General features: G+C 52.5%; 23 protein-coding genes. 12 read left to right on the forward strand and 11 right to left on the reverse strand.

The features are described 5' to 3' along the window. Positions 1–3 precede the first annotated feature (3 nt). Positions 4–606, reverse strand: coding sequence for a methionine ABC transporter permease (locus ACFO9Q_RS20035; protein WP_379185463.1), 603 nt, complete (start codon positions 604–606; stop codon positions 4–6). A gap of 73 nt (positions 607–679) precedes the next feature. Next, a complete protein-coding gene (locus ACFO9Q_RS20040) occupies positions 680–1,447 on the reverse strand; it encodes a methionine ABC transporter ATP-binding protein (protein ID WP_379185349.1) in 768 nt (255 codons plus the stop codon). Positions 1,448–1,736: 289 nt separating this feature from the next. Here ACFO9Q_RS20040 and ACFO9Q_RS20045 point away from each other — a divergent pair, with 289 nt between their 5' ends. The 3 genes from ACFO9Q_RS20045 to ACFO9Q_RS20055 all read left to right on the forward strand — a co-directional run bounded on the left by ACFO9Q_RS20045 (position 1,737) and on the right by ACFO9Q_RS20055 (position 4,570). Then, positions 1,737–2,780, forward strand: a complete 1,044-nt coding sequence (locus tag ACFO9Q_RS20045; RefSeq protein WP_379185350.1) for an ABC transporter substrate-binding protein — start codon at positions 1,737–1,739, stop codon at positions 2,778–2,780. A 75-nt stretch (positions 2,781–2,855) separates the two neighbouring features. Then, complete coding sequence (locus tag ACFO9Q_RS20050; protein ID WP_379185351.1) at positions 2,856–3,776, forward strand: ABC transporter permease; 921 nt, start codon at positions 2,856–2,858, stop codon at positions 3,774–3,776. Next, a complete protein-coding gene (locus ACFO9Q_RS20055; RefSeq protein ID WP_379185352.1) occupies positions 3,776–4,570 on the forward strand; it encodes an ABC transporter ATP-binding protein in 795 nt (264 codons plus the stop codon). Before ACFO9Q_RS20050 ends, ACFO9Q_RS20055 begins: the two co-directional genes overlap by 1 nt. Before the next feature lie 230 nt (positions 4,571–4,800). Here the strand turns inward: ACFO9Q_RS20055 and ACFO9Q_RS20060 are convergent, their stop codons facing one another. Beyond that, positions 4,801–6,270 (reverse strand): phospholipase D family protein, encoded by a 1,470-nt coding sequence (locus tag ACFO9Q_RS20060; protein WP_379185353.1) that lies wholly within the window; start codon positions 6,268–6,270, stop codon positions 4,801–4,803. Between the two features lie 197 nt (positions 6,271–6,467). On the opposite strand from ACFO9Q_RS20060, the gene ACFO9Q_RS20065 reads away from it, so the two are divergent. The 6 genes from ACFO9Q_RS20065 (at position 6,468) to ACFO9Q_RS20090 (ending at position 10,340) form a co-directional block, all read left to right on the forward strand. Continuing rightward, the gene (locus tag ACFO9Q_RS20065; RefSeq protein WP_379185354.1) at positions 6,468–6,710 is read left to right on the forward strand and encodes a hypothetical protein; all 243 of its coding nucleotides are present in this window, start codon (positions 6,468–6,470) and stop codon (positions 6,708–6,710) included. A gap of 146 nt (positions 6,711–6,856) precedes the next feature. Further along, on the forward strand, positions 6,857–7,459 hold the full coding sequence (locus ACFO9Q_RS20070; RefSeq protein WP_379185355.1) for a Crp/Fnr family transcriptional regulator: 603 nt from the start codon (positions 6,857–6,859) through the stop codon (positions 7,457–7,459). 272 nt (positions 7,460–7,731) lie between these two features. After that, positions 7,732–7,944: a hypothetical protein gene (locus ACFO9Q_RS20075; protein ID WP_379185356.1), complete on the forward strand. Its 213-nt coding sequence runs from the start codon at positions 7,732–7,734 to the stop codon at positions 7,942–7,944. A gap of 35 nt (positions 7,945–7,979) precedes the next feature. Then, a complete protein-coding gene (locus ACFO9Q_RS20080; RefSeq protein ID WP_379185357.1) occupies positions 7,980–8,330 on the forward strand; it encodes a hypothetical protein in 351 nt (116 codons plus the stop codon). After that, positions 8,327–8,620, forward strand: a complete 294-nt coding sequence (locus ACFO9Q_RS20085) for an RNA polymerase alpha subunit C-terminal domain-containing protein (protein ID WP_379185358.1) — start codon at positions 8,327–8,329, stop codon at positions 8,618–8,620. The genes ACFO9Q_RS20080 and ACFO9Q_RS20085 overlap by 4 nt, the downstream gene beginning before the upstream one ends. Positions 8,621–8,915: 295 nt before the next feature. Next, a complete protein-coding gene (locus ACFO9Q_RS20090) occupies positions 8,916–10,340 on the forward strand; it encodes an aldehyde dehydrogenase family protein (protein ID WP_379185359.1) in 1,425 nt (474 codons plus the stop codon). 58 nt (positions 10,341–10,398) lie between these two features. Here ACFO9Q_RS20090 and ACFO9Q_RS20095 read toward each other — a convergent pair whose 3' ends face one another. The 6 genes from ACFO9Q_RS20095 to ACFO9Q_RS20120 form a co-directional block, all read right to left on the reverse strand. Then, positions 10,399–10,797, reverse strand: coding sequence for a MerR family transcriptional regulator (locus ACFO9Q_RS20095; RefSeq protein ID WP_379185360.1), 399 nt, complete (start codon positions 10,795–10,797; stop codon positions 10,399–10,401). A 19-nt stretch (positions 10,798–10,816) separates the two neighbouring features. Continuing rightward, the gene (locus ACFO9Q_RS20100) at positions 10,817–12,004 is read right to left on the reverse strand and encodes a response regulator (protein ID WP_379185361.1); all 1,188 of its coding nucleotides are present in this window, start codon (positions 12,002–12,004) and stop codon (positions 10,817–10,819) included. Between the two features lie 19 nt (positions 12,005–12,023). Then, positions 12,024–13,850, reverse strand: coding sequence for a cache domain-containing sensor histidine kinase (locus ACFO9Q_RS20105; RefSeq protein WP_379185362.1), 1,827 nt, complete (start codon positions 13,848–13,850; stop codon positions 12,024–12,026). A gap of 79 nt (positions 13,851–13,929) precedes the next feature. Further along, the gene (locus tag ACFO9Q_RS20110; RefSeq protein WP_379185363.1) at positions 13,930–14,814 is read right to left on the reverse strand and encodes a carbohydrate ABC transporter permease; all 885 of its coding nucleotides are present in this window, start codon (positions 14,812–14,814) and stop codon (positions 13,930–13,932) included. A 19-nt stretch (positions 14,815–14,833) separates the two neighbouring features. After that, positions 14,834–15,724: a carbohydrate ABC transporter permease gene (locus ACFO9Q_RS20115; RefSeq protein WP_379185364.1), complete on the reverse strand. Its 891-nt coding sequence runs from the start codon at positions 15,722–15,724 to the stop codon at positions 14,834–14,836. A 94-nt stretch (positions 15,725–15,818) separates the two neighbouring features. Further along, positions 15,819–17,165: an extracellular solute-binding protein gene (locus ACFO9Q_RS20120; protein WP_379185365.1), complete on the reverse strand. Its 1,347-nt coding sequence runs from the start codon at positions 17,163–17,165 to the stop codon at positions 15,819–15,821. A gap of 440 nt (positions 17,166–17,605) precedes the next feature. Here ACFO9Q_RS20120 and ACFO9Q_RS20125 point away from each other — a divergent pair, with 440 nt between their 5' ends. Then, positions 17,606–18,850, forward strand: a complete 1,245-nt coding sequence (locus ACFO9Q_RS20125) for an MFS transporter (RefSeq protein ID WP_379185366.1) — start codon at positions 17,606–17,608, stop codon at positions 18,848–18,850. An 846-nt stretch (positions 18,851–19,696) separates the two neighbouring features. Here ACFO9Q_RS20125 and ACFO9Q_RS20130 read toward each other — a convergent pair. Next, entirely contained in the window at positions 19,697–20,368 is a 672-nt protein-coding gene (locus tag ACFO9Q_RS20130; protein WP_379185367.1) for a hypothetical protein, read from the reverse strand. Positions 20,369–20,512: 144 nt separating this feature from the next. Continuing rightward, the gene (locus tag ACFO9Q_RS20135) at positions 20,513–20,707 is read right to left on the reverse strand and encodes a hypothetical protein (RefSeq protein ID WP_379185368.1); all 195 of its coding nucleotides are present in this window, start codon (positions 20,705–20,707) and stop codon (positions 20,513–20,515) included. A gap of 376 nt (positions 20,708–21,083) precedes the next feature. On the opposite strand from ACFO9Q_RS20135, the gene ACFO9Q_RS20140 reads away from it, so the two are divergent. Both ACFO9Q_RS20140 and ACFO9Q_RS20145 read left to right on the forward strand, forming a co-directional pair. Beyond that, a complete protein-coding gene (locus ACFO9Q_RS20140; RefSeq protein ID WP_379185369.1) occupies positions 21,084–21,626 on the forward strand; it encodes a dihydrofolate reductase family protein in 543 nt (180 codons plus the stop codon). Positions 21,627–21,635: 9 nt separating this feature from the next. Continuing rightward, positions 21,636–21,959 (forward strand): ArsR/SmtB family transcription factor, encoded by a 324-nt coding sequence (locus tag ACFO9Q_RS20145; protein ID WP_379185370.1) that lies wholly within the window; start codon positions 21,636–21,638, stop codon positions 21,957–21,959. The last annotated feature ends 5 nt before the right edge of the window (positions 21,960–21,964 follow it).

Here is a 21,964-nt window from a genome sequence, read left to right on the forward strand (position 1 = left end):
AATTTACTTACGCTTATCCAGCTTAACCGCCAGCCGCGTGCCAATCCATTGGACGAGCTGAACGAGTACAACCAATAGAATAATACAGAAGATCATGATCTCCGTCTCGAACCGGTAATAGCCATACCGGATGGCCAAGTCTCCGATTCCACCGCCGCCAACGGCGCCTGCCGCAGCAGAGTAGGAGATGAAGGAGATGATCGTAACCGTAAGTCCGGATACGAGACCCGGGCGTGCCTCAGACAGCAATACGCCTACAATAATATGCTTCAGTGAAGCGCCCGAAGCGACTGCCGCCTCTATGACGCCGCGCGGAACATCACGCAGACTCTGCTCCACTAGCCGAGCGAAGAACGGAATCGCAGCAACCGACAGCGAGACCGCCGCAGCGACCGGACCGATTGTCGTCCCTGTCACCAATCGTGTGAACGGAATAAGAGCAACGAGCAGGATGACGAACGGGAAGGAACGAACCAGGTTGACGACATAGTTGACAATCGTGTACAGGACGCGATTCTCATGCAGATTGCCCGGCGCCGACAGGAACAATAGGAGTCCGATCGGCAAGCCGATAATAACAGCGAAGGCTACGGAGATGAAGACCATGAGGAAGGTCTGCTCCATCGACAGTATAATCTCCGGCATTAAGTCGTTGATGGTGTTCCAGCTCTCTGTCCACTTATCCACGGGCTTGTCCCCCCTTCTTCCAGCCGTTAGCCGTCTCGAACAGGAACTGAGCGAGCGGTGTCGTCGGCTGAACCTCTTCCTCGCCGAGATCAAGACGCTCAATGATGCGGCCGTTCTCCATGACGGAGACCCCATTGCAGATCCGCTTGACGACATTAATCTCATGCGTCACGAGCAGCAGGGTCACCTGGAAGTCCCGGTTAATCTGCTCGAGGAACTCGAGAATCGACAGGGTCGTCATCGGGTCCAGCGAGGAGGTCGGTTCGTCGCACAGGAGCACCTTCGGGTTGTTCGCGAGAGCACGCGCAATCGCAATCCGCTGCTTCTGCCCTCCGCTTAGCTGGGAAGGATACTGCTTCGCCTTGTCGCTGAGGCCTACAATCTCCAGACATTCCGCCGCCCGCTTCCGCCGCTGCGCAGCTCCTACCCCTGCTGCCTTCAGCGCGAACTCTACATTAGCTAGACAGGTCTCATTGCTGAGAAGATTGAAGTGTTGGAAAATCATGCCGATCGACTGCCGCGCCTCTCTCAGGTCTCTAGCGGACAGCTTCGTCAGATCATGCCCATCTATATATACACTGCCTTCTGTCGGCTTCTCCAGCAGATTGGCCATACGAAGGAGTGTCGACTTGCCCGCACCGCTGAAGCCGATAATGCCTTGAATATCACCCTTCTTCACCTCTAATGAAGTGGGTTGAACCGCATGAATCACTTGGCCGCGGCTGTTGTAGGTCTTGCTTACTTCATGTAATCGAATCAATGAAGCTCCCCCTTTCCTTTCGACATCGTGTGACAATATACATAGTAATCTAGTCGGAATTTAACTTACCATAGTATAGCAAGCATTGCGGACAGGGACAAGTCTATTTTTCATGAGGGGATGGATGGAATTCCTTGAAATGTAAGCACCCGCAACCCTAATAATATTGTATAATAATTGATAACGTATACAGAGGACGAGCGTAGGTGCGCTCTGCCGCTGTCCCAGACAGAAGCGTTACAACAGCGCCGCTTCGCATGCGTCCATCTAAGAGAGGGGAATACGAATAATGAAGAAGTTAACTTGGCTTGCACTTATGCTCTCCATGGTCCTGATTGTAGCAGGATGCGGGGGCGGTTCCAAGAACGGCGGCAACACGAACGAAGCTGAAGATAATGGTGCTGGTGCGACAGATGAGAAGAAGGTTAAGATTGCGATATCGCAGATTATTGAGCATCCGTCACTAGATGCTACTCGCGAGGGGTTCCTGGCTGCACTGAAGGACGGCGGATTCGAGGAAGGCAAGAACCTTGAGGTTGACTTCAATAATGCACAGGGTGAACAACCTAATAACTTATCCATAGCAGAGAAGCTGGCTACAGCTAAGAATGATCTTGTACTCGGCATTGCAACTCCATCCGCTCAAGCGGTAGTTAATAAGGTGAAGGATACACCCATATTATTCGCTGCAGTAACGGATCCGCTCGCCGCGAAGATTGTGGACAACCTGGACAAGCCGTCCGGCAACGTCACTGGTGCTTCTGATACGAATCCGGAAGCGATTAAGCAGCTGATGGACTTCATCGCGGCCAACTTCCCTAAGGTGAAGACGTTAGGCCTCGTTATTAATGAAGGTGAGACGAATGCCGTCATTATGGCTGATATTGCGGAAGAGGCGCTTGAGAAGCATGGCATTAAGCTCGTTCGCGCGGCTGTGACTAACACTTCTGAAGTGCAGCAAGCAGCCCAGTCCCTTGTTGGACGTGCAGATGCTTATTTTACAACGTTGGATAATATGGTTGTCAGCGGTGTGGATGCCATCCTGAAGTCGGCTAAGGAGAACAAGATGCCTTACTTCTCCAGTGACCGCGAGACGGTTGAGAAGGGTGCTCTTGCAACCGTTGGGTTCAAGTATTACGATCATGGTTACCAAGTAGGCCAGATGGCTGTTGAGATCTTGAAGAATGGCAAGAAGCCTTCTGAGCTTCCGGTAACGGTTCCTGATAAGCTGGATCTTATCATTAATACCAAGACGGCTGCCGAGCAAGGCATTGAGATTACGGAAGCAATGAAGAGCGGCATGAAGGACCCTGAACAGAACTTGATTAAGTAATAGGGAGATGACGGGGGTGAGCGCCTGGCGTTCGCCCCTTCTGTTATTCTAATAGAGAGGCAGGTTGGCAGGCTTATGGCACTATTCTTATCTATGCCGGGAGCAATTGAGCTCGGGCTCTTGTATGCCCTGATGGCTCTCGGTGTCTATATTACGTTCCGCATTCTGGACTTCCCGGACCTTACGGTGGATGGAAGCTTCACCACGGGAGCAGGAATCGCGGCCATTATGATTACGAACGGCTATTCACCTTGGATAGCTACACTGGCTGCCTTCGGCGGAGGCTTAGCGGCTGGTGCGTGCACTGGACTGCTCCATACGAAGGGCAAGATTAACGGATTGCTATCCGGCATCTTGATGATGATTGCCCTCTACTCCATTAACCTACGGATTATGGGCAAGCCGAATGTGTCGATTATGGGTATGGATACGATATTCGGCGGAGCGGATCCCATCTGGATGGGACTCATTATTACTCTTGTCGTCATCGTCCTGCTTGTGCTATTCCTTCGGACAGATGTCGGAATGGCGCTTCGAGCAACTGGGGACAATGCGAGGATGATTCGCAGCTTCGGTTCTAACACGGATACGACGAAGATTCTTGGCATAGCGTTGTCTAATGGGCTCGTTGCTCTGTCTGGTTCGTTGGTTGTCCAGCAATCGAGCTTCGCAGATATGGGTATGGGGATTGGCATGGTTGTCATCGGACTCGCTTCGGTAATTATCGGTGAAGCTCTGCTCGGCAGCCGGTATGTGTGGGTTGCGGTAGTTGCAGCTGCGCTTGGCTCCATTATCTATCGGATCATCTATGCGCTCGCGCTGCAGGTGGAGTGGCTGGAGACTTCCGACCTGAAGATTATTACCGCGGTCATCGTTATTATTGCCCTCGTCGTTCCTGCCTCGCGCAGAGCGGTTAGACAGAAGTACCAGGCGAAGAAGCGCACGGCTGAACTGATTGCTTCCTTGACCGGCGGACGTACAGGAGGTGGCCGATAATGCTGGAATTATCTCATGTATCGAAGCTGTTCTTCCCCGGCTCTCCGGATGAGAAGATTGCCCTCATGGATATTAATCTGAAGCTGAATCCCGGCGACTTCGTCACGGTCATCGGCAGCAATGGGGCGGGCAAGTCTACGCTGATGAATATCATCTCCGGCGTCATTATCCCTGATGCGGGAGAGGTCGCCATTAACGGCGAGTCGATCAAGCATCTGCCGGAGCACAAGCGCAGCCGCTGGGTCGGCCGTGTCTTCCAGGATCCGATGGCCGGCACCGCGCCGAACATGACCATCGAGGAGAACCTGGCGATGGCCTATGCCCGCGGGAAGTCTCGCGGACTAAGCTTCGGCGTCACAGCCGCGAAGCGCAAGTTCTTCCGCGAGCAGCTGGTGCGGCTCGGCATTGGGCTGGAGAACCGCCTGAGCGCGAAGGTCGGCCAGCTGTCCGGCGGCGAGCGCCAGGCGCTGAGCCTGCTCATGTCCACGTTCACCGAGCCGCAGATACTGCTGCTCGATGAGCATACGGCAGCGCTGGACCCTGCTCGTGCCGAGCTGATTACGCGGTTGACCGAGCGTATCGTGCGTGATCTGCAGCTCACGACGCTCATGGTCACCCACAACATGGAGCAAGCGATTCGCCTCGGCAATCGCCTCATCATGATGGACAAGGGCCGCATCATCCTCGATGTGCCCGCTGAGCGCAAGCAGGACCTCACCGTCGAGCAGCTGCTCCGCGAGTTCGAGCAGATCAGCGGCCACAAGATGGCGGACGACCGCGTCGTGTTTGGGTAGGAATGTGTTGCAAAAAAGACCGGAAGGCGAATTTTTTCGCCTTCCGGTCTTTTTGTGCGGGCAGTGCCGCGCAATTCGCTGGCGGGCTGCTTGGACGGCGCACCCGCCGGGGTTGCTCTAGTGCTGATTCACAGCACTGCAGCGCTCGACGGCACCCGCCGGGGCTGCTCTAGTGCTGATAATCAGCACTGCAGCTCTCTTCGGCACCCGCCGGGGGCCCCTTCCACCACTTAATAAGTCGTGAAGTTGAACACCTTCTGCACCACGTACAGAGCTTGCTTGAAGAACGGCAGCTCGTCGTTATGCTTCTCATAAGGGACGGTATAGACGCCATCCTTGTTGTTCCAGATTCGCTCGAAGTACGCGCCAACTGACTTCACTAGCTCTGACTCCGAGGGTGCCTCCATCTTGAGATTGGCCTCCAGATTCAGGTCATCGAGCGTACGGCGCGTATAGTTGGCTGACCCGCCGATGATGACGCTGCGGTCAGGATGCTCCACCAGAAGCAGCTTCGTATGGTACTGCTCCTGCTCGGTCTCGTACCACTTAATCTGGATACGCTCATCGGAACGCTGCAGCAGCTCAGCCGCAATCGGGCGATTCGGCATCCCGCTCTTCTTGTGCCCGAACGAATTCTCATTCACGTCCAGCACGATTTGAATATCAGCCCCCCGCTTCGACGCGGCGAGGAGCGGCTCCACTATACTCCGGTCCTCGATGAAAAACATCCCAATCCGCACCCGGTCCCCTTCGCCGGCCTCCTTAATCGCTTGAACGACATGCTTCTGAATCTTGCTCTCCGTCAGCCATTGCAGCGCGATGTTGCCCTCGCCGCGGCCAGCGGAAGCTTCACCTGGATAAGCAGGCAGCGCATCCTTCCGGCCGGACATGCGGACAACCGCCTGCTCGCTGCTCCACACTTCCTTCATTATCGGACCTTCGAACTGGAAGGCAATGTTTCCGTTATAATAGCTGGCATCATGCGCATTCGCGGACATGACCATTGCCCCGTTCTCCGTCATCAGCACCTTGCGGTGATTCGCCTTAATGTTAAGCAGCTTGAGATTGGAACGCAGCGTAACATCAGGGGCATTGCTGCCTTGTGGGTTCTTCATCCAGCCATCCCCGCTCTGCCCGAACCATTGGAAGAAGGCACGCCACACGCCGGAATACAGAGGATTGGAATCCCGCATCGGCTTCATATCAGTAATCACTACCTCAGCCCCGCTCTCCTTCAACCTCTCCAGGTAAGGTACCTTATGCGAGCCATAGCTCGTATTCACCTCGTCGGTGATGAAGTAGACCTTCAGCTCAGGATGCTTCTTCTTCTGCTCTGTTATGAGATCCGTCAGCTTCCCAGCCAGCTCCGGATACTCCTGACCCTTATCATAGTAGCTGTTCAGCAGGAACATATCGAACACGATATACTCCTCGGCTCCTTGAATCATCCCATACCACGCCTTATAGATCCCATCCTCGAAGGCTCGCTTATCCCCTTGCTGATAGGACAAGTTGTATAGGAACTTGACGTCGTCGGTCCGGTAGACGGGACTCTCATAGGAGAGGCCGTCCGGCACCTCCTTCTGTGTATGCACAATCATCGTGCTCGTAAGAATAAGTCCTACTAGAATAAGAGCGATCCACCTTTTACGTAGCATAAATCTCGTCTGACGCCTTGTTGCCGGCTGTGGCTGTATCATAATAAGGACTCCCCTTCTCTTCTACTATATGCTGAATGTCATATACCCTATTGATAGAGTTCGTGAACCATACCCGCCTCTTCCAAATATAAACATTAGATTATTCTCATGATTATGGTGATTCGATTCTCGCTAGGGCGGTTACTAAGTAGACATGAAGCAACAACAACTACACGAACCTGAGAGGGGTAATGAACATGGAAAAGAAGAATGGGAAGAAGAAATGGTCGACGATGCTGCTGACTGCGGTGATGTGTGTAACACTGGTATTCGGGGCTACTGCTTGCGGAGACAACGGCAATGACAACACGGATGTGAACGTAGAGAGCACGGATCCGGCAGGCAACGGTAACAGCAATGTGGACGTAGATGTAGAGGATGAGAATGCTCCTGCTGCTACGGACGATGCGATGACGGAAGATACGACGAAGACGGAATAATTCAGCTTAATATGCATGAAAACCGCGGAAAGTGCTTAAGAGCACGGGCCGCGGTTTTTTAATTTTTTGGCCCGAGGGGCAGGATAATCGTTCCAAATATCGAATCCTTCTGTAAACATCACATCAACCTTCAAAGGATGAACTCGATGGTCGACAAATGGGATTCTATCTATGCTGAATTGCTCTATCTTGCGCCAGTTCCTCACGAGGAGTGGCTCGTCTTCCAAGCGCTATGCAGGCCTATCACCCTCCGCAAGGGGGAATATTATATGAAGCAAGGCGAGATTGCGGACAGGATGGGATTCTGTCTCCGCGGTCTCTTCCGTGTGCATGCAAGCACGCGTGATGGCAAGCAGCTCACTCAAGGCTTCTTAGGCGCTGGCGGCTTCGCGGCGTCCTACAGCTCTATGCTGCAGGTCGCACCTTCGCTGCAGACGATTGAAGCGCTGTCCGACAGCACCGTAGTGAGCATAACCTACAAGGACTTCCAGTCCCTCTATGACCGGAATGTCTGCTGGGAGCGCCTCGGCCGGCGGTTGGCCGAAGGCCTGCTCGTCCGCAAGGAGCTCCGCGAGCGCGAGCTGCTGCTGCCTCCAGATCAGCGCGTGCAGCTGTTCGACAGCAAGTACGGCCATCTGGCCAGCCAGATCCCTGCGGAGCAGGTGGCTTCCTGCCTCGGAATGTCGTCCGCTTCGCTAGCTCGTATCCGGGAGAAGCAGGCTGGGGCGGCTGAGATGGTGTTGGGGTGACAATGAGGACTGAACTTCGTGACCGGTTAGATTCATTAGATACTACCTATTTTATAGGTATGGAGTATTACAGGCTGGTACTCAATCGTACGTATTTAGTTATATTTAATCCACAATGTATAATAGGGATAATCGCGCATGGTCTACTAGCAGTTGATCCTGCAGTTATGAAATCACAGAACAATAGTGCTATATACAATAATCCTTTAACATACATTAACGAGAAATTATTAGACGTTTATTCATGGAGTGACCTATCAGAGGTTACCATAATGAATTCGAACAAAAATAATTTCATTTATAATCATTATGATTTGAGTGATATTTCATTTAACCCTTCTAAAAAATGGGGCATGGCAAACATTCCACATAACGGTCGGTTGAATATTGAATTGCGAAATGGTAAGTCAAGAGAATTTATATTACTTGGAGCCCAAGAGGAGACAGAAATTATTCAACGTTTTAATGAGATGTATAAAAGATAGACCCGTATAAGCTTCGAATAGGAAGTGAGGTCAATATGGTCTTAAGAAAAACGGGAACAAAGACAGGTGGACTCATTGCTGTAACCTGTTTGATTATCGGATTAATCTTTTTTGGAATTGTATATCTTGTTGACAATAATAAAGCTGAGAATGAGATTGAACGAGTGGTTCAAAATCTTGGGGGACAAGTAGTCAGTATCCACAAAGTAAAGCTTGAAGAAAGTCCTTATTTAGATACGATGGAGAGTAGAATAGGTAAACGGGAGCAATACTCCAATACTTTCTATAAAATTAAATATAGCAAAAATAATAACGAGTTCATTGCATGGTATCGTTCTGTAAATGGAATCTTCCCAATAATGAATCATAGAGGAGAAGTATTATGACAACCTCCAAGAAAACCCTAAAGACCTGCAACAAAGGGCACAAATACTATAAAAGCAGTGATTGTCCGACCTGTCCGACCTGTGAGCAAGAGCTGAAGCCGGAGAGCGGATTCCTTGCTGAGATGCCTGCTCCTGCCAGAAGGGCGTTGGAGCACCATGGCATCACGACGCTGCAGCAGCTGTCTGAGCACAGTGAACGCGAGATTCTGAAGCTCCACGGTATGGGTCCTGCTTCCCTGCCTAAGCTTAGGTCTGCGTTGCAGTCGCAGGGGCTCAATTTTAAATCATAGCAGGTCTGCTGCAAGTTATGGATTCGATAATAAGTGTAACCTCTACTCCTAACCACTACCCCTATATTATATAGGGGCATACCCTGCCTCTTATACTCCTTTCACCTAATCATTTCATCAATAACGGCATACATCTCCATTATTCTAAAATTCCAAAAAAAAGGACTTGCCTTAAAGTGGACTTTAAGGTTTAAGTTTGTGTTGTTCAGATCAGGGAATCTGGAGAGCTTTCGAGGAAGAATAATTAAGCCATGGGCATTAGATACTACCACTATCTTGAAGGAGGTATCCCTATATGAGGGTGTTAGACCAGCACTATATTAACGGCAGATTCGTTACGTCTCGAGGGAGTGAAGTCCTTGAACTTACGAATCCTGCTACAAAAGAAGTAATCGGTAGACTGACGCTCGGGAACGAAGAAGATGTTAGGGAAGCTATCTCTGCGGCAAAAGCTGCATTTGCCTCATTCTCCAAAACAACAATAGAAGAACGGATATCTTTACTTCAGAGGCTGCATGACAGAATTATGGAGAACGAAGAGCAGCTAACGAAGGCGGCTGTGGAAGAGTACGGGTCCCCTATAAGCGCCACCCGAGGGCGTACAGTGTTCTCGGCGAAGACTTGTCTGTATACAATAGAAGCATTAAAAAATTTCTTATTTGAAAAAATGTCGGGAACGACCAAGGTCATTCTGGAGCCATTAGGTGTCATAGGAGCCATTACACCGTGGAACGCAAACTATACTCATATATGCAACAAAATAGCACCTGCTATTGCAACGGGCTGCACGATTGTGGTTAAACCGAGTGAGCTTAGCGGAACTCAAACTCAACTGCTTATGGAATGTATTGCTGATGTAGGATTCCCTCCCGGAGTAGTGAACATTGTGAATGGTACAGGTGCAGTAATTGGAACGGAAATGACCAATCATCCTGATATTGCCAAGATATCCTTTACTGGCTCAACTCATGTAGGAAAAATAATTGCAAGAGGTGCTGCTGATACGCTCAAAAGGCTTGCTCTAGAATTAGGCGGTAAAAATCCGAATGTCATTCTAGATGATGCTGACTTTGCCAAGGCCATTCCGCTCGCTGTTCAGATCGGCCTTAGCAACACAGGACAAGCGTGCCACGCAGGGACAAGGATTTTGGTACCGGAGCAACGTATGGAAGAGGTGACAAGCTTAATTCGGCAGTCCGTTGCTTCAACCAAGATGGGCAGCCCTACGGATCCGGATTCCGTGCTTGGGCCATTAGTAAACCAAAAGCAGTATGAAACGGTTCAGCGTTACATTCAGTCCGGCTTGGACGAAGGTGCTGATTTAATCACAGGCGGCCTTGGACATCCGGAAGGGCTTGAGCATGGATGGTTTGCGAGAGCGACCGTGTTTACTAATGTTAAGAATGATATGAAAATCGCTAAGGAAGAAATTTTCGGGCCTGTGTTATCTGTCATTTCTTATCGGACGGAAGAGGAGGCGATTGCGATTGCCAATGATACCGTCTACGGACTCGCAGCTTATGTAAGCTCTTCCGATCTTTCAAGGGCTAGAAGAGTAGCCTCCAAGTTGATTGCCGGAAGAGTATTAATTAATAAAGGCGCTCATGATGACCCGTACGCTCCTTTTGGAGGGTTCAAACAGTCCGGGTTAGGCCGCGATTCCGGGGTATATGGCTTGGAAGAACACGTTGAGCCTAAGGCAATATTGGGTTATGAATAAAAAGCAAGAGTATCTCCTGCCGATTATGAAGTGCCGGCAGGAGATACTCTTGTTTTATTCATGGAGACATATCAAATTCCGAGCTCTGCGGAATCTCTCCTTTTTGAATGGATTCGTATTTGGATAACTTATAATCGACCGCTTCAAAGGCACGGTCTAAATCGTTCTGCTGCTTTTTGAGCACCTTTTTATGCTCTTCGAGGATAGCTTTTCTCTCATGAATCGTGGCTTCTCCTTGAAGCGCCAGATCTACAATAAGCTTGAGCTGGGATATAGGCATCCCTGTCACTCGAAAGCAGGTCATTAAGGTAATCCACTCAAGGTCCTTATCTTCAAAGATGCGGTTCCCGTGTATATCTCTCTGAATAAAAGGCAGAAGACCTTCTTTATCATAATATCGGATTGTATGTGCTGGAATGCCCAGTTTGTCCGAAGCATCCTTAATAGAAAAACTCATAGCAATTGCTCCTCTCCCATTACGGCGAAACTCCCGGGGCGGGCTCTCCAGCGTTGTGCCGATACTCCGTCGGCGTCACGCCGAAGCGCTTGCGGAACACCTGCGAGAAGTGCCGCAGGTCCTGGTAGCCGATCCGCTCAGCGACGTCGGCCAGCTTCAGCTTCGGATTGAGCAGCAGCTGCTTGGCGAGGTCGAGGCGCAGGCCCATGACATACTCCTTGAATCCGACGCCGGTCTTCTGCTTGAACAGCTGGCTGAAGTAGACAGGGTTCAAGTAGACGATGGACGCGACCTTCTCCAGCGACAGATCACCTTGGAACTGGGTCTTCATATACTGCAGGGCCACCTCGACCGCTTGGTCGCCGCCGCTGGCGTAATGCTCGTAGACTTGCGTGGCTGCGGCTTGCCGCATTCGCTGCACTTCCGCTGGTACTTCACTGAAGCCGTCCAGCAGCTGCGAGTGCATGATCTGGAACGGGACGCGCAAGCACTTGATGAGATACACGCGCAGATCATCCAGCAGCTTCGACAAGGCTGCACCCTCACGCAGAGTAACTAAGCCGAGCAAGCTCTTGTTATCGTAGATGGATACGAAGCCGCAGCCATGCTGCTCGATCAGCTCGCCGAGCACGTTCTCAATCATGAAGTGCTCCAGCTGCACGACCTTGTCGGTCTCCATCTTCACCATGACAAGGTGAAAATACGGGTGGCTCTCCAGGAACGGTCCCATATCCAGCCTGCCAATGTCGAGCCCCGAAGCCCAGCGCTGGAATACGGCCTCGCGCAGGTACTTCCGATTGATCCGAAGACGCTCTGCCTCCTCCATCTGCTCCTGCTCCCGCTGTACCTCCTCACTCAGCTTGCCGATCATCTCTGTCAGCATCTCCTTGCCAATCGGCTTCAGCAAGTAATCCTTGGCCCCGAGCCGCACGGCCTCCTGCGCGTAAGCAAATTCAGAATAGGCTGAGATGACGACCCACTTCACCTGAGGATAGCTGCCTCGTGAGTGACTCATCAGCTCCAGACCCGTCATTCCCGGCATCAGAATATCCGTCAGTACCATATGAATGCGATGGGCACGCAGCAGTGCGATTGCTTCCTCCGGGCCCCCAGCCAGATACACCTTGTAGTCAGGGAACCGGTTCTGCAGCGTTCGCTTAATCCCTTCCCTAATAACGTGCTCATCATCCACAACGAGAATGTTCATCAGGGCAATCCCCCTTTCATTACTCCGTTCGAGGAGTTGCAGGCAGCGGCATTACAATCATGACCGTCGTCCCCTCTCCCTGCTTGCTGCTAATTCGCAGCCCATAAGGCTCACCGAACAGCAGCATGAGCCGGCGATGCACATTCGGCAGCCCGATGCCGCGCCGTACGGGAACAGCTGAAGTCATTGCACCGGAGTCCGCCTCCGTGCCCGCGCTGCTCCCGCTCAGGCTCTCCCTCAGCCCCGCAACCATCTGCTCATCCATGCCCACACCGTTGTCCTCGATGACGACGCGAAGCTCGCCAGCTGCTTCATCCGCTTCCGCATACACGCGCAGCCGTCCGCTGCGCTGTGCACCCAGCGGCTCAAGGCCGCTCTTCACCGCATTCTCAATGATCGGCTGCAGCGTCATCTTCGGCATCGGCACATCCAGCCACCTTGGCTCGACCTCCACCTCAGCGGCCACGCGCCCTTCCAGCCGGCTCTCGATAATCGTCATATAATGGCGCATCTGATCGAGCTCCTGCCGCAGCGTCGTCTTCGACGCCTCCTGCCAATCGCTGCTGTAGCGGAACATGTGCGACAGCGCCAGGATGACGCGGCCAAGCCGGTCATTCTCTCGCTCATCGAGCATCCAATAGATCATATCCAGCGTGTTGTATAGAAAATGCGGATTCACCTGCGACTGCAGTGCCTGCAGCTCCGCATTCTTCTCACTAATGGAGGACAGCGTCATCCGCTCGATCAGCTCATCCATTCGGAATACCATTCGATTGAACGACAAGACAAGCGAATTAATCTCCTCGAATGACCGGACGTTGACCATGCCGCGGAAGTTCCCCATCTCCACCTGCTTCATCTCGCGAATAAGCAGCTTCATTGGAGAAGCAATGGTCCGCGAGATGATACTGGCGAGCAGCGTCGACACCACAACGACCGCGAGGATGACCCAGAGCAGATGCTCTCTTGTCTGAACCACCTCGGCGTTAATGTCGGCCTTCGGCGTCATGCCGAAGATCGTCCAATCCGCCATCCTCGCCTTCGCTGCCACGAGCAGCTGGTCCGTCTGCCGATCGACGACCACCTCATTGCCTCTCGGCCTTGGCAGCCCTTCGAAGACCGGCATCTGTCCCTCCTCCTTCTCCGTCGACGCAATGACCTGACTCTGCTTATCCACGATATATACGCGGCTGTTCGGACTGATCGTCACATTCGACAGCGCGGATAGAATGGGCTTAGGACTCGTCTCGATGAACACAACGCCAATCTTCCGATAATTACTCAGATCATACAGCTGCCGACCGAACACGAACACCGGCTCCTCTTGCAGACTGTTGATGACGGAGCTCTTGAACAGTCCGAGCCACACCATCTCGCCGCTGGAGGCTTGCAGCTTCCGGAACCAATCAGATGAAGCATAATTGACATCCACAACACCGGCGAACCGCTTCTCATAGTTGTAAAGCTTCCCCTCGTTCGTGACGACGTGGATGCCTACAATATCGTCCCGCGAGTAGTAGACGGCGCCTAGAATGTTCGTTATCATCCGCTCATTAATGACGGATACCGCGACATCCTGCTCGCCGTCCCGCTCCTTCAAGAGCCGGAGCAGCTCGTAGTTGGAGTTGAGCGACTTCGTAATGCTATCGTACCCTTCCAGCAGAAGGTCGAATAGACCGACGGTCTGGGAGATATTTTTCTCCGCGAGGTCGCCGATCTTGCTGTGAATGATGCTCGTCGTCTTCTGGTAATACAGTACGCTGACCAGAATCAGCAGCACCATCATACTGGAGAGGAAGAGCAGGAATAGCCGATTATGAATAGAATGTCTGCTGCCCCGCTTCATTCCGCTTCCTCCTTCACACCTAGTATCTCCATTCTACCACTTCGCCCGTCTAACGCGGAACAAGAGCGGGAGGGCTCGATTAGCCCTTCACCGCTCCTGCAACCATCCCCTTCGTAATCTTGTCTGCGAGCAGGAAGTAGATGACGATGACGGGCAGTGCGCCAAGCACGAGGAACGCGCCGATTGCCCCATAGTTCACCGAGTACTGGCTGACGAAGCTGTACACCCCGAACGGCAGCGTCTTGAGCTTCTCCGAAGAGAGGAACGTCGCGGCCATAATGTACTCATTCCAGATGTTGATGAAGGTGAGAATACAGACCGTCATCATCGGCGGAACCGAGATCGGCAGGATGATGCTGCGGAAGATTCGGAACACGCCAGCCCCGTCCACCACCGCAGATTCCTCAATCTCATGTGGGATCGACTTCATGAAGCCGCTCAGGATGAACACGGCGATCGGCGTCTGGAACGCGATATACGGCAGAATGATGGAGAGATGGGTGTTTAGGATATTCATGTTTTTGAAAATAATCATCAAAGGAAGCAGCGTCGCCTGCATCGGAATCATCATCCCAATGAGGAAAATGACCATAACGGCTTGGCCGTACTTCCAGCGGAACCGTGAGATCGCGAACGAAGCTAGCGAGCTAAGCAGCAGCACACCGACCATGGTCACCGAGGTGACGAAGATGCTGTTGTACAGATACTTGAAGTAGTTGCCCGACGCGATGGCGTCCTTGAAGTTCACCCACTGCGGCGAGGCCGGCAGCGAGAAGAAGCTACCGGACAGAATCTCCTCATTGTTCTTCAGAGAGTAGAGCAGCAGCCAGAGAAGCGGATACAGCTGCGTGACGAACAGAATGGACAAGCCCAGGATGACGATGATCTTCACCAGCCCAAGCTTGCGCTTCTGCACCGTCTGAAGGACAGGCTTCGCCCCTGCCACACGAATTGTCTGACTCATTATTAGCGAGCCCCCTTCCTTAGGTATACTTGCGTTCTAGACGATTGAAGATGAAGTTGATGATGACCGTTGCCAGCAGGCAGAGTGCGACGAGGAAGGCAGCAATAGCGCTTCCGTAGCCATACTTCATGGACAGGAACGACATATTGTACATATGTGTTGAGATCACGTCGGTCGCATGAGCCGGGCCGCCGCCCGTCATGACCATCACCATATCGAACGCTTGGAGCGAGCCGATGAAGGCGAGGACGATCGATATTTTGATAATCGGAATATTCATAGGGAGTGTGATGTGCCAGTCGGCCCGCAGGCCTTCGGCTCCATCAATCTTCGCCGCCTCGTAGATATCTGCGGGAATGTTCTGAATGCCTGTGAATTGAATGAGTGTATGATAGCCAAGATACTGCCACAGCGCGACGAAGTAGAGCGAATACATCGCTATGCTTGGATCGGTTAACCAAGATCTGGTCCAGCTGTCTAGATGAAGCATCTCCAATAATCCATTCAGCATGCCTCCCATGGAGGCCGGGTTGTAGATCGTCTTCCACAGCTGCCCGATAATAACAACCGACAGAATAACCGGCATGAAGTAGCTGGAGACGAGGAAGTTCGGCTTCTTCACGAAGCGGTTAAGCAGGATAGCCACGAACAGCGCGACGGGAATCTCCGCCATCGAGAATACCGCGAACATCAACGTCCGGCGAACGGATGGCCAGAACACAGGATCGTCGAACAATAGCGTCTTGAAGTTATCGAGCCCGACGAAGGTGGAGGTCCCGATGCCGTTCCAGTCGAGCAGCCCGCTGTAGAGCGACACTAGGATTGGTACGAACACCAGGCAGACGTAGAGCAGCAGACAAGGCAGCACGAACAGCGCGATCGTGAGCTTAGAGACTCTTAGTACATTCACGCTCGCTCATCCCCTCTCAATAATAGTTGGGTAAAAGAAGAAGGGGCCCTCGTAACACCCATGGACCCCTTCATATCGTAGAAGATTGCCGACCTTACTTGTTGCTCTCGAACGCCGCTTGGTGCTCCTTCGCCACATCGACCGGATCCTTCTTCTGTACGAACAGATTCTGGATGCTAGTCAGATGGCCTTGGGACGTGCCCGGGTTCATCGTATTGTCGAAGCTGAGGTCTCCGCCTTGTACTTCCTTGAACAGGCCAAGCACTTCCATTGCCATATCAGAGTAGCCTTGTGCCTTGAAGTCGCCGTCTACCTTCTGCGCGATTCCGACTGCGCCCTTCACTGCGAACGCTTCCTTAGGGAAGTTCAGCATGAAGTAGTTCAGGAAGTCCTTCGTCTCCTCCAGATGCTTGCTGTTCGCGGAGATCGCGAAGGCGCTGCCCGGCGCCAGCATGAACTGATTCGCATCGCCCTTGCCCTTCACTGTCGGGAACTTGAACACGCCAACCTTGCCGTTCACGGAGGAAGCTTCCATGCCGCCGGTAGCCCAACTGCCCATGTAGTACATCGCTGCCTTGCCGGTCTTGAACAGGTTCTCGCCTGCGTTATAGTCGAAGGAAGTTACGCCTTCCTGGAACGCGCCAGCTTGGATGAGGTCCTGCATAGCGGTCACGGCATCTACGAAGGCTGGATCCTCGAACGTCTTCTTGCCTTCTTGCACGTCCTTCAGGAAGCCCGGCCCTTGGTTCGTGCGAAGCAGAATGTTCATGAACAGGAACGAACCGGTCCATGTATCCTTCTCGCCGATGGCCATTGGCTGGATGCCCTTCGCCTTCAGCGCCTTCACCACTTCAACCATCTCTTCGAACGTCGTCGGCACCTTCACGCCGCCTTGCTCGAACAGCTCCTTGTTGTAGTAGACGACACCAATGTTGTTGCCATCCGGCAGAGCATATAGGTTATTGTCGAACGTATACCAATCGAGGATTCCCTCTTGGAACGTATCCTTCAGCCCGTTCTGTTCGACCATGTCATTCAGCGGCGCGAATAGGCCAGCATCAACGAACGGCTTCATCTGAGCCGATGGATTCACGATGGTAATATCCGGTACTTCCTTGGAAGCGGCCTGGGTTTTCAACTTCAGCTTCTGTTGGTCGGTATTCAGGGAGTCGAGCTCGATCTTCACGTTCGTGTGTTCCTTCTCGTACTGCTCGACGATTTTTTTCATCATGCCATGCTTCGGATCAGTCGGGTCTGGATAGATGTTCTGGAACGTGATGGTCACGTTCTCTGCCTTCGTACCGCCATTGTTACCGCCTGCCGCTGCGTTGTTGCCTGTATTGCTGCTGTTATTAGCGCCGTTGTTGCTGCCGCATGCAGCTAAGCTTAGGGCGAGCGTGCCGATCATAGCCAGCTTCAATACCTTGAATGATTTCCCCATTAGGATGAATCCCCCTTGTGTGATGTGAGTTCACATCATTGTTCGCTTCGTTGTTCACTTCATAGCCTTATTATGAGGGCTCGATGATAACCCTTACAATGCGGGAACTTAAGATTCGAGGTGGGGTTTCTATAGATTGTGTTGTCAGCTGGTCAGGTTGATTCCGGACTGTATGTTAGTTAACGAACCACTTAGACTCTTCTGAAGGATCGAAAATCTGTTTCTCTATATAATGCAACGGGTATGCTTACCCTTAATTCTTCCAAAAGCTGTGGAAATCATGCCTTGGATTGGCAAGGCAGGGATTGACGGGGGGAGATCGGATTATTTGAGGGGAGATGGGCATGTGAGGGAGGCTTAGTGGGAGCGCTCACATGCTACAATTGTAAATAGTTTAGTAAAGTAACGTTCTGGGGACTCTGGGGAGGCTAATTCGTTATATGATGCCACGCGTACGTTTTGCATGGAAGGGCTGGGGGACGGCAGGAGCCATTCCTCCGGAGAGAAGACTTGGGCGAGAAGCGGTGATCTCGCTTGTGATTCATGGTTGTTTTCAATGCGGGGCATCGATGTCGGGGTTGTTCCTCAATCTGTATCTGTGGCGGCTGACGCAGGACCTGGCGGTGAACGGGATCTACAACATTGTGCTGTATCTCATTACACCGGCGGCGTTCGCGGTGGGCGGATGGATTACGAAGCATAAGGACCGGATGGTCACCTACCGTCTGGGCATCGTGATGATTGCACTATTCTACTTGGCCGTCGTGCTTGCTCAGGAGCGTGTGGCGGAGTTCTACATCTGGTTCGCGATCTTCCATGGCATCTCGGCAGGCATGTACTGGACCGGATATCTGGTGCTCATGTACGATGTCTCGACGGAGCTGAACCGACTTCGATTCCTCGCCATTAATATGGTCGTCTTCAACTCGGCGGGGCTGGCGGGCCCGGCGCTGGCAGGAGTTATTATCCAGATGAGCGAGGGACTGAGGGGGTATACGTGGACGTTCATGATCGCCTTCGTCATGTTCGCGGTTGCGGCGGTAATCTCCTTCCGGATTCCGCTCATGAGGTCGCATCATAAGGCCTATCATCTGGGACTGATGGGACTGGTCATGAGGAGGAACCATCGCTGGGTGAAGAGCTTGGTTGCCTTCCTCGTCCTCGGGCTGTTCCAAGGCATCATGCTGTTCCTGCCGAACATTCTGCTCCTTCAGACGGTGGGCCGTGAAGACTGGGTCGGTTACTTCGGTGTCCTGTTCTCGGCGCTGACGGTCGCGACGGGGTATGTCATCTCGCGAGCGGCGAAGAAGGAGAATGTTCGGCTGTATGTGCTGTGTTCGACAACGGGTGTAGTGGTGGGATCCGCCTTCCTGCTGGTGGACGTTCGGCTGTGGACGGTGCTGGTGTTCATGATTCTGTTCTCCGTGTGTAACCCGCTCGCGGTGAATACGCTCACCTCTTATTACTACCGGTTGATAGGCACGCTGCCGCTGAAGGGCCAGCTGCGCGTGGAGTCCGTCGTTATGCGGGAGCTGTTCCTGAACACGGGGCGGGCCGTGTCCATCGCGTCGCTCATCGTGTTCGCGAAGGACCTGCAGTCCGTGTGGCTACCGGTCGTGCTCGTCACCGCAGCCGCGCTTCAGTACGCGCTGGCAGGGCTGATCCGGGAGGAGCCGGGGGAGTGAGGGGGTTGGGGTTGGGGTTGGGGTTGGGGATGGGGCGGAAAGGACCGAGGGAAAGTGACGGCGAGGGAGTGAGGCCGCCCCTTGCTTCGCCGCTCACTCGTATGCCATCTCCGGTCACCCACATCCTCGCAGGACGCCCAATAGGTGCACAATGTGCCTTATTCTCGCTCGCGCACCCTCGCCGACCGCCTAATAAGTGCACTTTGTGCCTTATCCACGCCCCCACTCCCTAGCCGACTTCCTAATAAGTGCACTTTGTGCCTTATACTCGCTCGCGCACCCTCCCCAACTGCCTAATAGGTGCGCTTTGAGCCTTATTCACACCTCCACCCCCTCGCCGACTGCCTAATAAGAGCACTTTATACCTTATCCGCGCTCGCGCACCCTCACCGATCGCCTAATAAGTGCATTTTATGCCTTATTCTCGCTCGCGCACCATCACCGACCGCCTAATAGGTGCACTTTGTGCCTTATTCTCGCTCGCACACCCTCGCCGAGGCCTAATAGGTGCACTTTGTGCCTTATTCTCGCTCGCGCACCCTCTCCGACTGCCTAATAAGTGCATATTATGCCTTATTCTCGCTCGCGCACCCTCGCCGACCGCCTAATAAGTGCACATTATGCCTTATTCTCGCTCGCGCACCCTCGCCGACCGCCTAATAAGTGCACTTTGTGCCTTATCCACTCCCCCACTCCCTAGCCGACTTCCTAATAAGTGCACTTTGTGCCTTATCCTCGCCTCCACACCCTCGCCGACCACCTAATAAGTGCACTTTGTGCCTTATCCGCAATCTCACTCCCTCACAACCTCACTCGCACGCCCTCCCCTACTCATCACTCTGTTACTCAGAGCAACAGTTCGTCACTTGTTGATCGGATATACTCGTAGCTTCTTACTCTTGCTCCCATTTCTGTAGGTGCAGCACGGAACTTCCCCTTGGAACACAGCTCATTAAGATACTTAACCGCTGTCCTCCTGTTGACCTCTAGTCTCACACTAACCTCCATCGGTCGCACAATCCCACTCTTCAATCCCATAAGTATGATCTCCCGCTCCCGGCGAGTATACGACGGCTCTATAAGCACCTGCTGCATGTACGGTCCTAGCAGGAGCTTCAACAGATTCCTGATCAGCTCCGGATCATCTACTATATAATCGTACGGAATAATAATTAACCGATATCCATATACCTGCATGTACATCTCCCTGACTAGCTCCTTCTTGTAACTAACCCTGTCCATATTCTGCACGTGGAATCCGTAAGACTTCACATCAATTCCGAATCTCCAATGTCCAATCTTCAACATGAAGTCTATGAAGTACGGCCTCCCCCGCCAGTCCGACACCTCATATTCAGGATGCAAGTACTCCAGATTGCCATACAACATCCACCATATCTCCTTCACGAATAGACGCTCTGCATGACCATACCCTCTCTCCAGCCTGCTTCTGCGCTCCCCCTTCCTCTTCCGGAGATGTTGCTGCAGCCAGCGTTCATGAGCCTCTTCGAATGTCATTCCTGTTCCTCCTCCGCAACACAAAAACGCCCCACCTCATTGCAACAATGAGTTAGGGCGTTCTTCGCCGCACATAGTATGATTTGCTACCCATTATAATCCAACTGAACTCTGTGCTCAAGCGTAATTTTCTCGCGAATTTACTCACGAATAGCTGTTTCCACTCACCAAGAATTGAACGATCCCAATCGACACCAGCATCAGGAGAGTTACAATAGCGAAGCCTATAATGAACTTAACAACCCCAGATCTAGGCGGCTTAGCATTCTCTAACTTCTCCAATCTCTCCTCCACTGTCCTCAACCTCTCCGCTAGCTCAGCCTTCTCCCGATCAATCATCTTCGCCCTCCCCTATCAGTAGTTCATCCCAATCATCGCCCCGACCACCATAACAGCAAGCAGGACAAGCACGATGATGAAAAAATGATTCTTAATCGCGTCATTCCATTTGCGCAGCATAGCAACAGCCTCCTATCCGATGCTTATCTTGTTCTATCCATAGGCCGCAGCGAGCGGCGCTGGACGTGTAGAATGCTCTAGTTATATAAACAACGTTGCTAGCTGGCTCCTAGTTGCTGGTTCTGGGACACGATCAGAAAACTTTTTAACATATTCCTTTACAGGAATATTCCTAATGTGGTATATTAACTTCAGAAAGTAAACGCCCAGTTCAAGCGGAATACTAAAAAACCAAAAACAAAGGAGACTACTTATCATGAGAAAAATTATTGTATCTGAGTTCATGTCGCTAGACGGAGTCATGGAGAATCCAGCTTGGACATTCCCGTTCGCCTCCCCGGAACAAGATGCCTTCAAGTTCAAGGAATTGCAGGAAGCCGGCGCACTGCTGCTCGGCCGTGTGACCTACGAAGGATTCGCCCAGGCTTGGCCGAACATGCTCGCAGAGACAGGCGAATATGGCCAGTGGATGAACGACTATCCGAAGCATGTGGTGTCCACTACACTTGAGAACCCAGAGTGGAACAACTCGAGCGTGATTCAAGGAGACTTGGCTGAAGAGATAGCGAAGCTTAAGGATCAGCCCGGACGTGACCTGCTCGTGTTCGGAAGCGCAACTCTCGTGCAGTCGCTGTTGAAGCTGAATCTGGTCGATGAGTACCGCCTGATGACGTACCCTGTTGTTGTTGGGACCGGCAAGCGGCTGTTCGAAGAGGGTCTGCCGAATACCTCTCTGAAGCTGGCTGGGTCTGAGACGTTCAGTTCCGGGACCATCGTTCTTACTTACGTTCCGGCGTAGCCTGGCCAGATGGACAGTGCCATCCTGAGCGCACTAGCCGAGCCCAATCGCTTGATGATGGTCGAGCTCCTGCAGAGAGGCCCGCTCTCGGTAGGCGATATTGCGGAGCAGCTCCAGATGCGCCAGCCGCAGGTGTCCAAGCATCTCCGCGTGCTGCTCGAAGCGGGGGTTGTGGAATTTGAGACGGATGCGAATCGGAGAATTTATGGGCTTCGAATGGAGCCTTTTCACAAGATGGATGCTTGGCTCGAGCCCTACCGCCCGCTGTGGGGAGCGAATCTGGATGGACTGAATCACTATCTGCACCAGCTGCAAAACAAACCAAAACCTTAACCCCA

The sequence above is a fragment of the Paenibacillus sp. GCM10023252 genome, assembly GCF_042653305.1.
GTDB lineage: Bacteria > Bacillota > Bacilli > Paenibacillales > Paenibacillaceae > Pristimantibacillus.

Excerpts from the sequence above, each read along its gene's own strand:
- ACFO9Q_RS20035 (WP_379185463.1), bottom strand. The coding sequence starts at position 606 with ATGGTCTTCATCTCCGTAGCCTTCGCTGTTATTATCGGCTTGCCGATC.
- ACFO9Q_RS20045 (WP_379185350.1), top strand. The coding sequence starts at position 1,737 with ATGAAGAAGTTAACTTGGCTTGCACTTATGCTCTCCATGGTCCTGATT.
- ACFO9Q_RS20050 (WP_379185351.1), top strand. The coding sequence starts at position 2,856 with ATGGCACTATTCTTATCTATGCCGGGAGCAATTGAGCTCGGGCTCTTG.
- ACFO9Q_RS20055 (WP_379185352.1), top strand. The coding sequence starts at position 3,776 with ATGCTGGAATTATCTCATGTATCGAAGCTGTTCTTCCCCGGCTCTCCG.
- ACFO9Q_RS20060 (WP_379185353.1), bottom strand. The coding sequence starts at position 6,270 with ATGATACAGCCACAGCCGGCAACAAGGCGTCAGACGAGATTTATGCTA.
- ACFO9Q_RS20065 (WP_379185354.1), top strand. The coding sequence starts at position 6,468 with ATGGAAAAGAAGAATGGGAAGAAGAAATGGTCGACGATGCTGCTGACT.
- ACFO9Q_RS20070 (WP_379185355.1), top strand. The coding sequence starts at position 6,857 with ATGGTCGACAAATGGGATTCTATCTATGCTGAATTGCTCTATCTTGCG.
- ACFO9Q_RS20075 (WP_379185356.1), top strand. The coding sequence starts at position 7,732 with ATGAATTCGAACAAAAATAATTTCATTTATAATCATTATGATTTGAGT.
- ACFO9Q_RS20080 (WP_379185357.1), top strand. The coding sequence starts at position 7,980 with ATGGTCTTAAGAAAAACGGGAACAAAGACAGGTGGACTCATTGCTGTA.
- ACFO9Q_RS20085 (WP_379185358.1), top strand. The coding sequence starts at position 8,327 with ATGACAACCTCCAAGAAAACCCTAAAGACCTGCAACAAAGGGCACAAA.
- ACFO9Q_RS20090 (WP_379185359.1), top strand. The coding sequence starts at position 8,916 with ATGAGGGTGTTAGACCAGCACTATATTAACGGCAGATTCGTTACGTCT.
- ACFO9Q_RS20095 (WP_379185360.1), bottom strand. The coding sequence starts at position 10,797 with ATGAGTTTTTCTATTAAGGATGCTTCGGACAAACTGGGCATTCCAGCA.
- ACFO9Q_RS20100 (WP_379185361.1), bottom strand. The coding sequence starts at position 12,004 with ATGAACATTCTCGTTGTGGATGATGAGCACGTTATTAGGGAAGGGATT.
- ACFO9Q_RS20105 (WP_379185362.1), bottom strand. The coding sequence starts at position 13,850 with ATGAAGCGGGGCAGCAGACATTCTATTCATAATCGGCTATTCCTGCTC.
- ACFO9Q_RS20110 (WP_379185363.1), bottom strand. The coding sequence starts at position 14,814 with ATGAGTCAGACAATTCGTGTGGCAGGGGCGAAGCCTGTCCTTCAGACG.
- ACFO9Q_RS20120 (WP_379185365.1), bottom strand. The coding sequence starts at position 17,165 with ATGGGGAAATCATTCAAGGTATTGAAGCTGGCTATGATCGGCACGCTC.
- ACFO9Q_RS20125 (WP_379185366.1), top strand. The coding sequence starts at position 17,606 with ATGATGCCACGCGTACGTTTTGCATGGAAGGGCTGGGGGACGGCAGGA.
- ACFO9Q_RS20130 (WP_379185367.1), bottom strand. The coding sequence starts at position 20,368 with ATGACATTCGAAGAGGCTCATGAACGCTGGCTGCAGCAACATCTCCGG.
- ACFO9Q_RS20135 (WP_379185368.1), bottom strand. The coding sequence starts at position 20,707 with ATGATTGATCGGGAGAAGGCTGAGCTAGCGGAGAGGTTGAGGACAGTG.
- ACFO9Q_RS20140 (WP_379185369.1), top strand. The coding sequence starts at position 21,084 with ATGAGAAAAATTATTGTATCTGAGTTCATGTCGCTAGACGGAGTCATG.
- ACFO9Q_RS20145 (WP_379185370.1), top strand. The coding sequence starts at position 21,636 with ATGGACAGTGCCATCCTGAGCGCACTAGCCGAGCCCAATCGCTTGATG.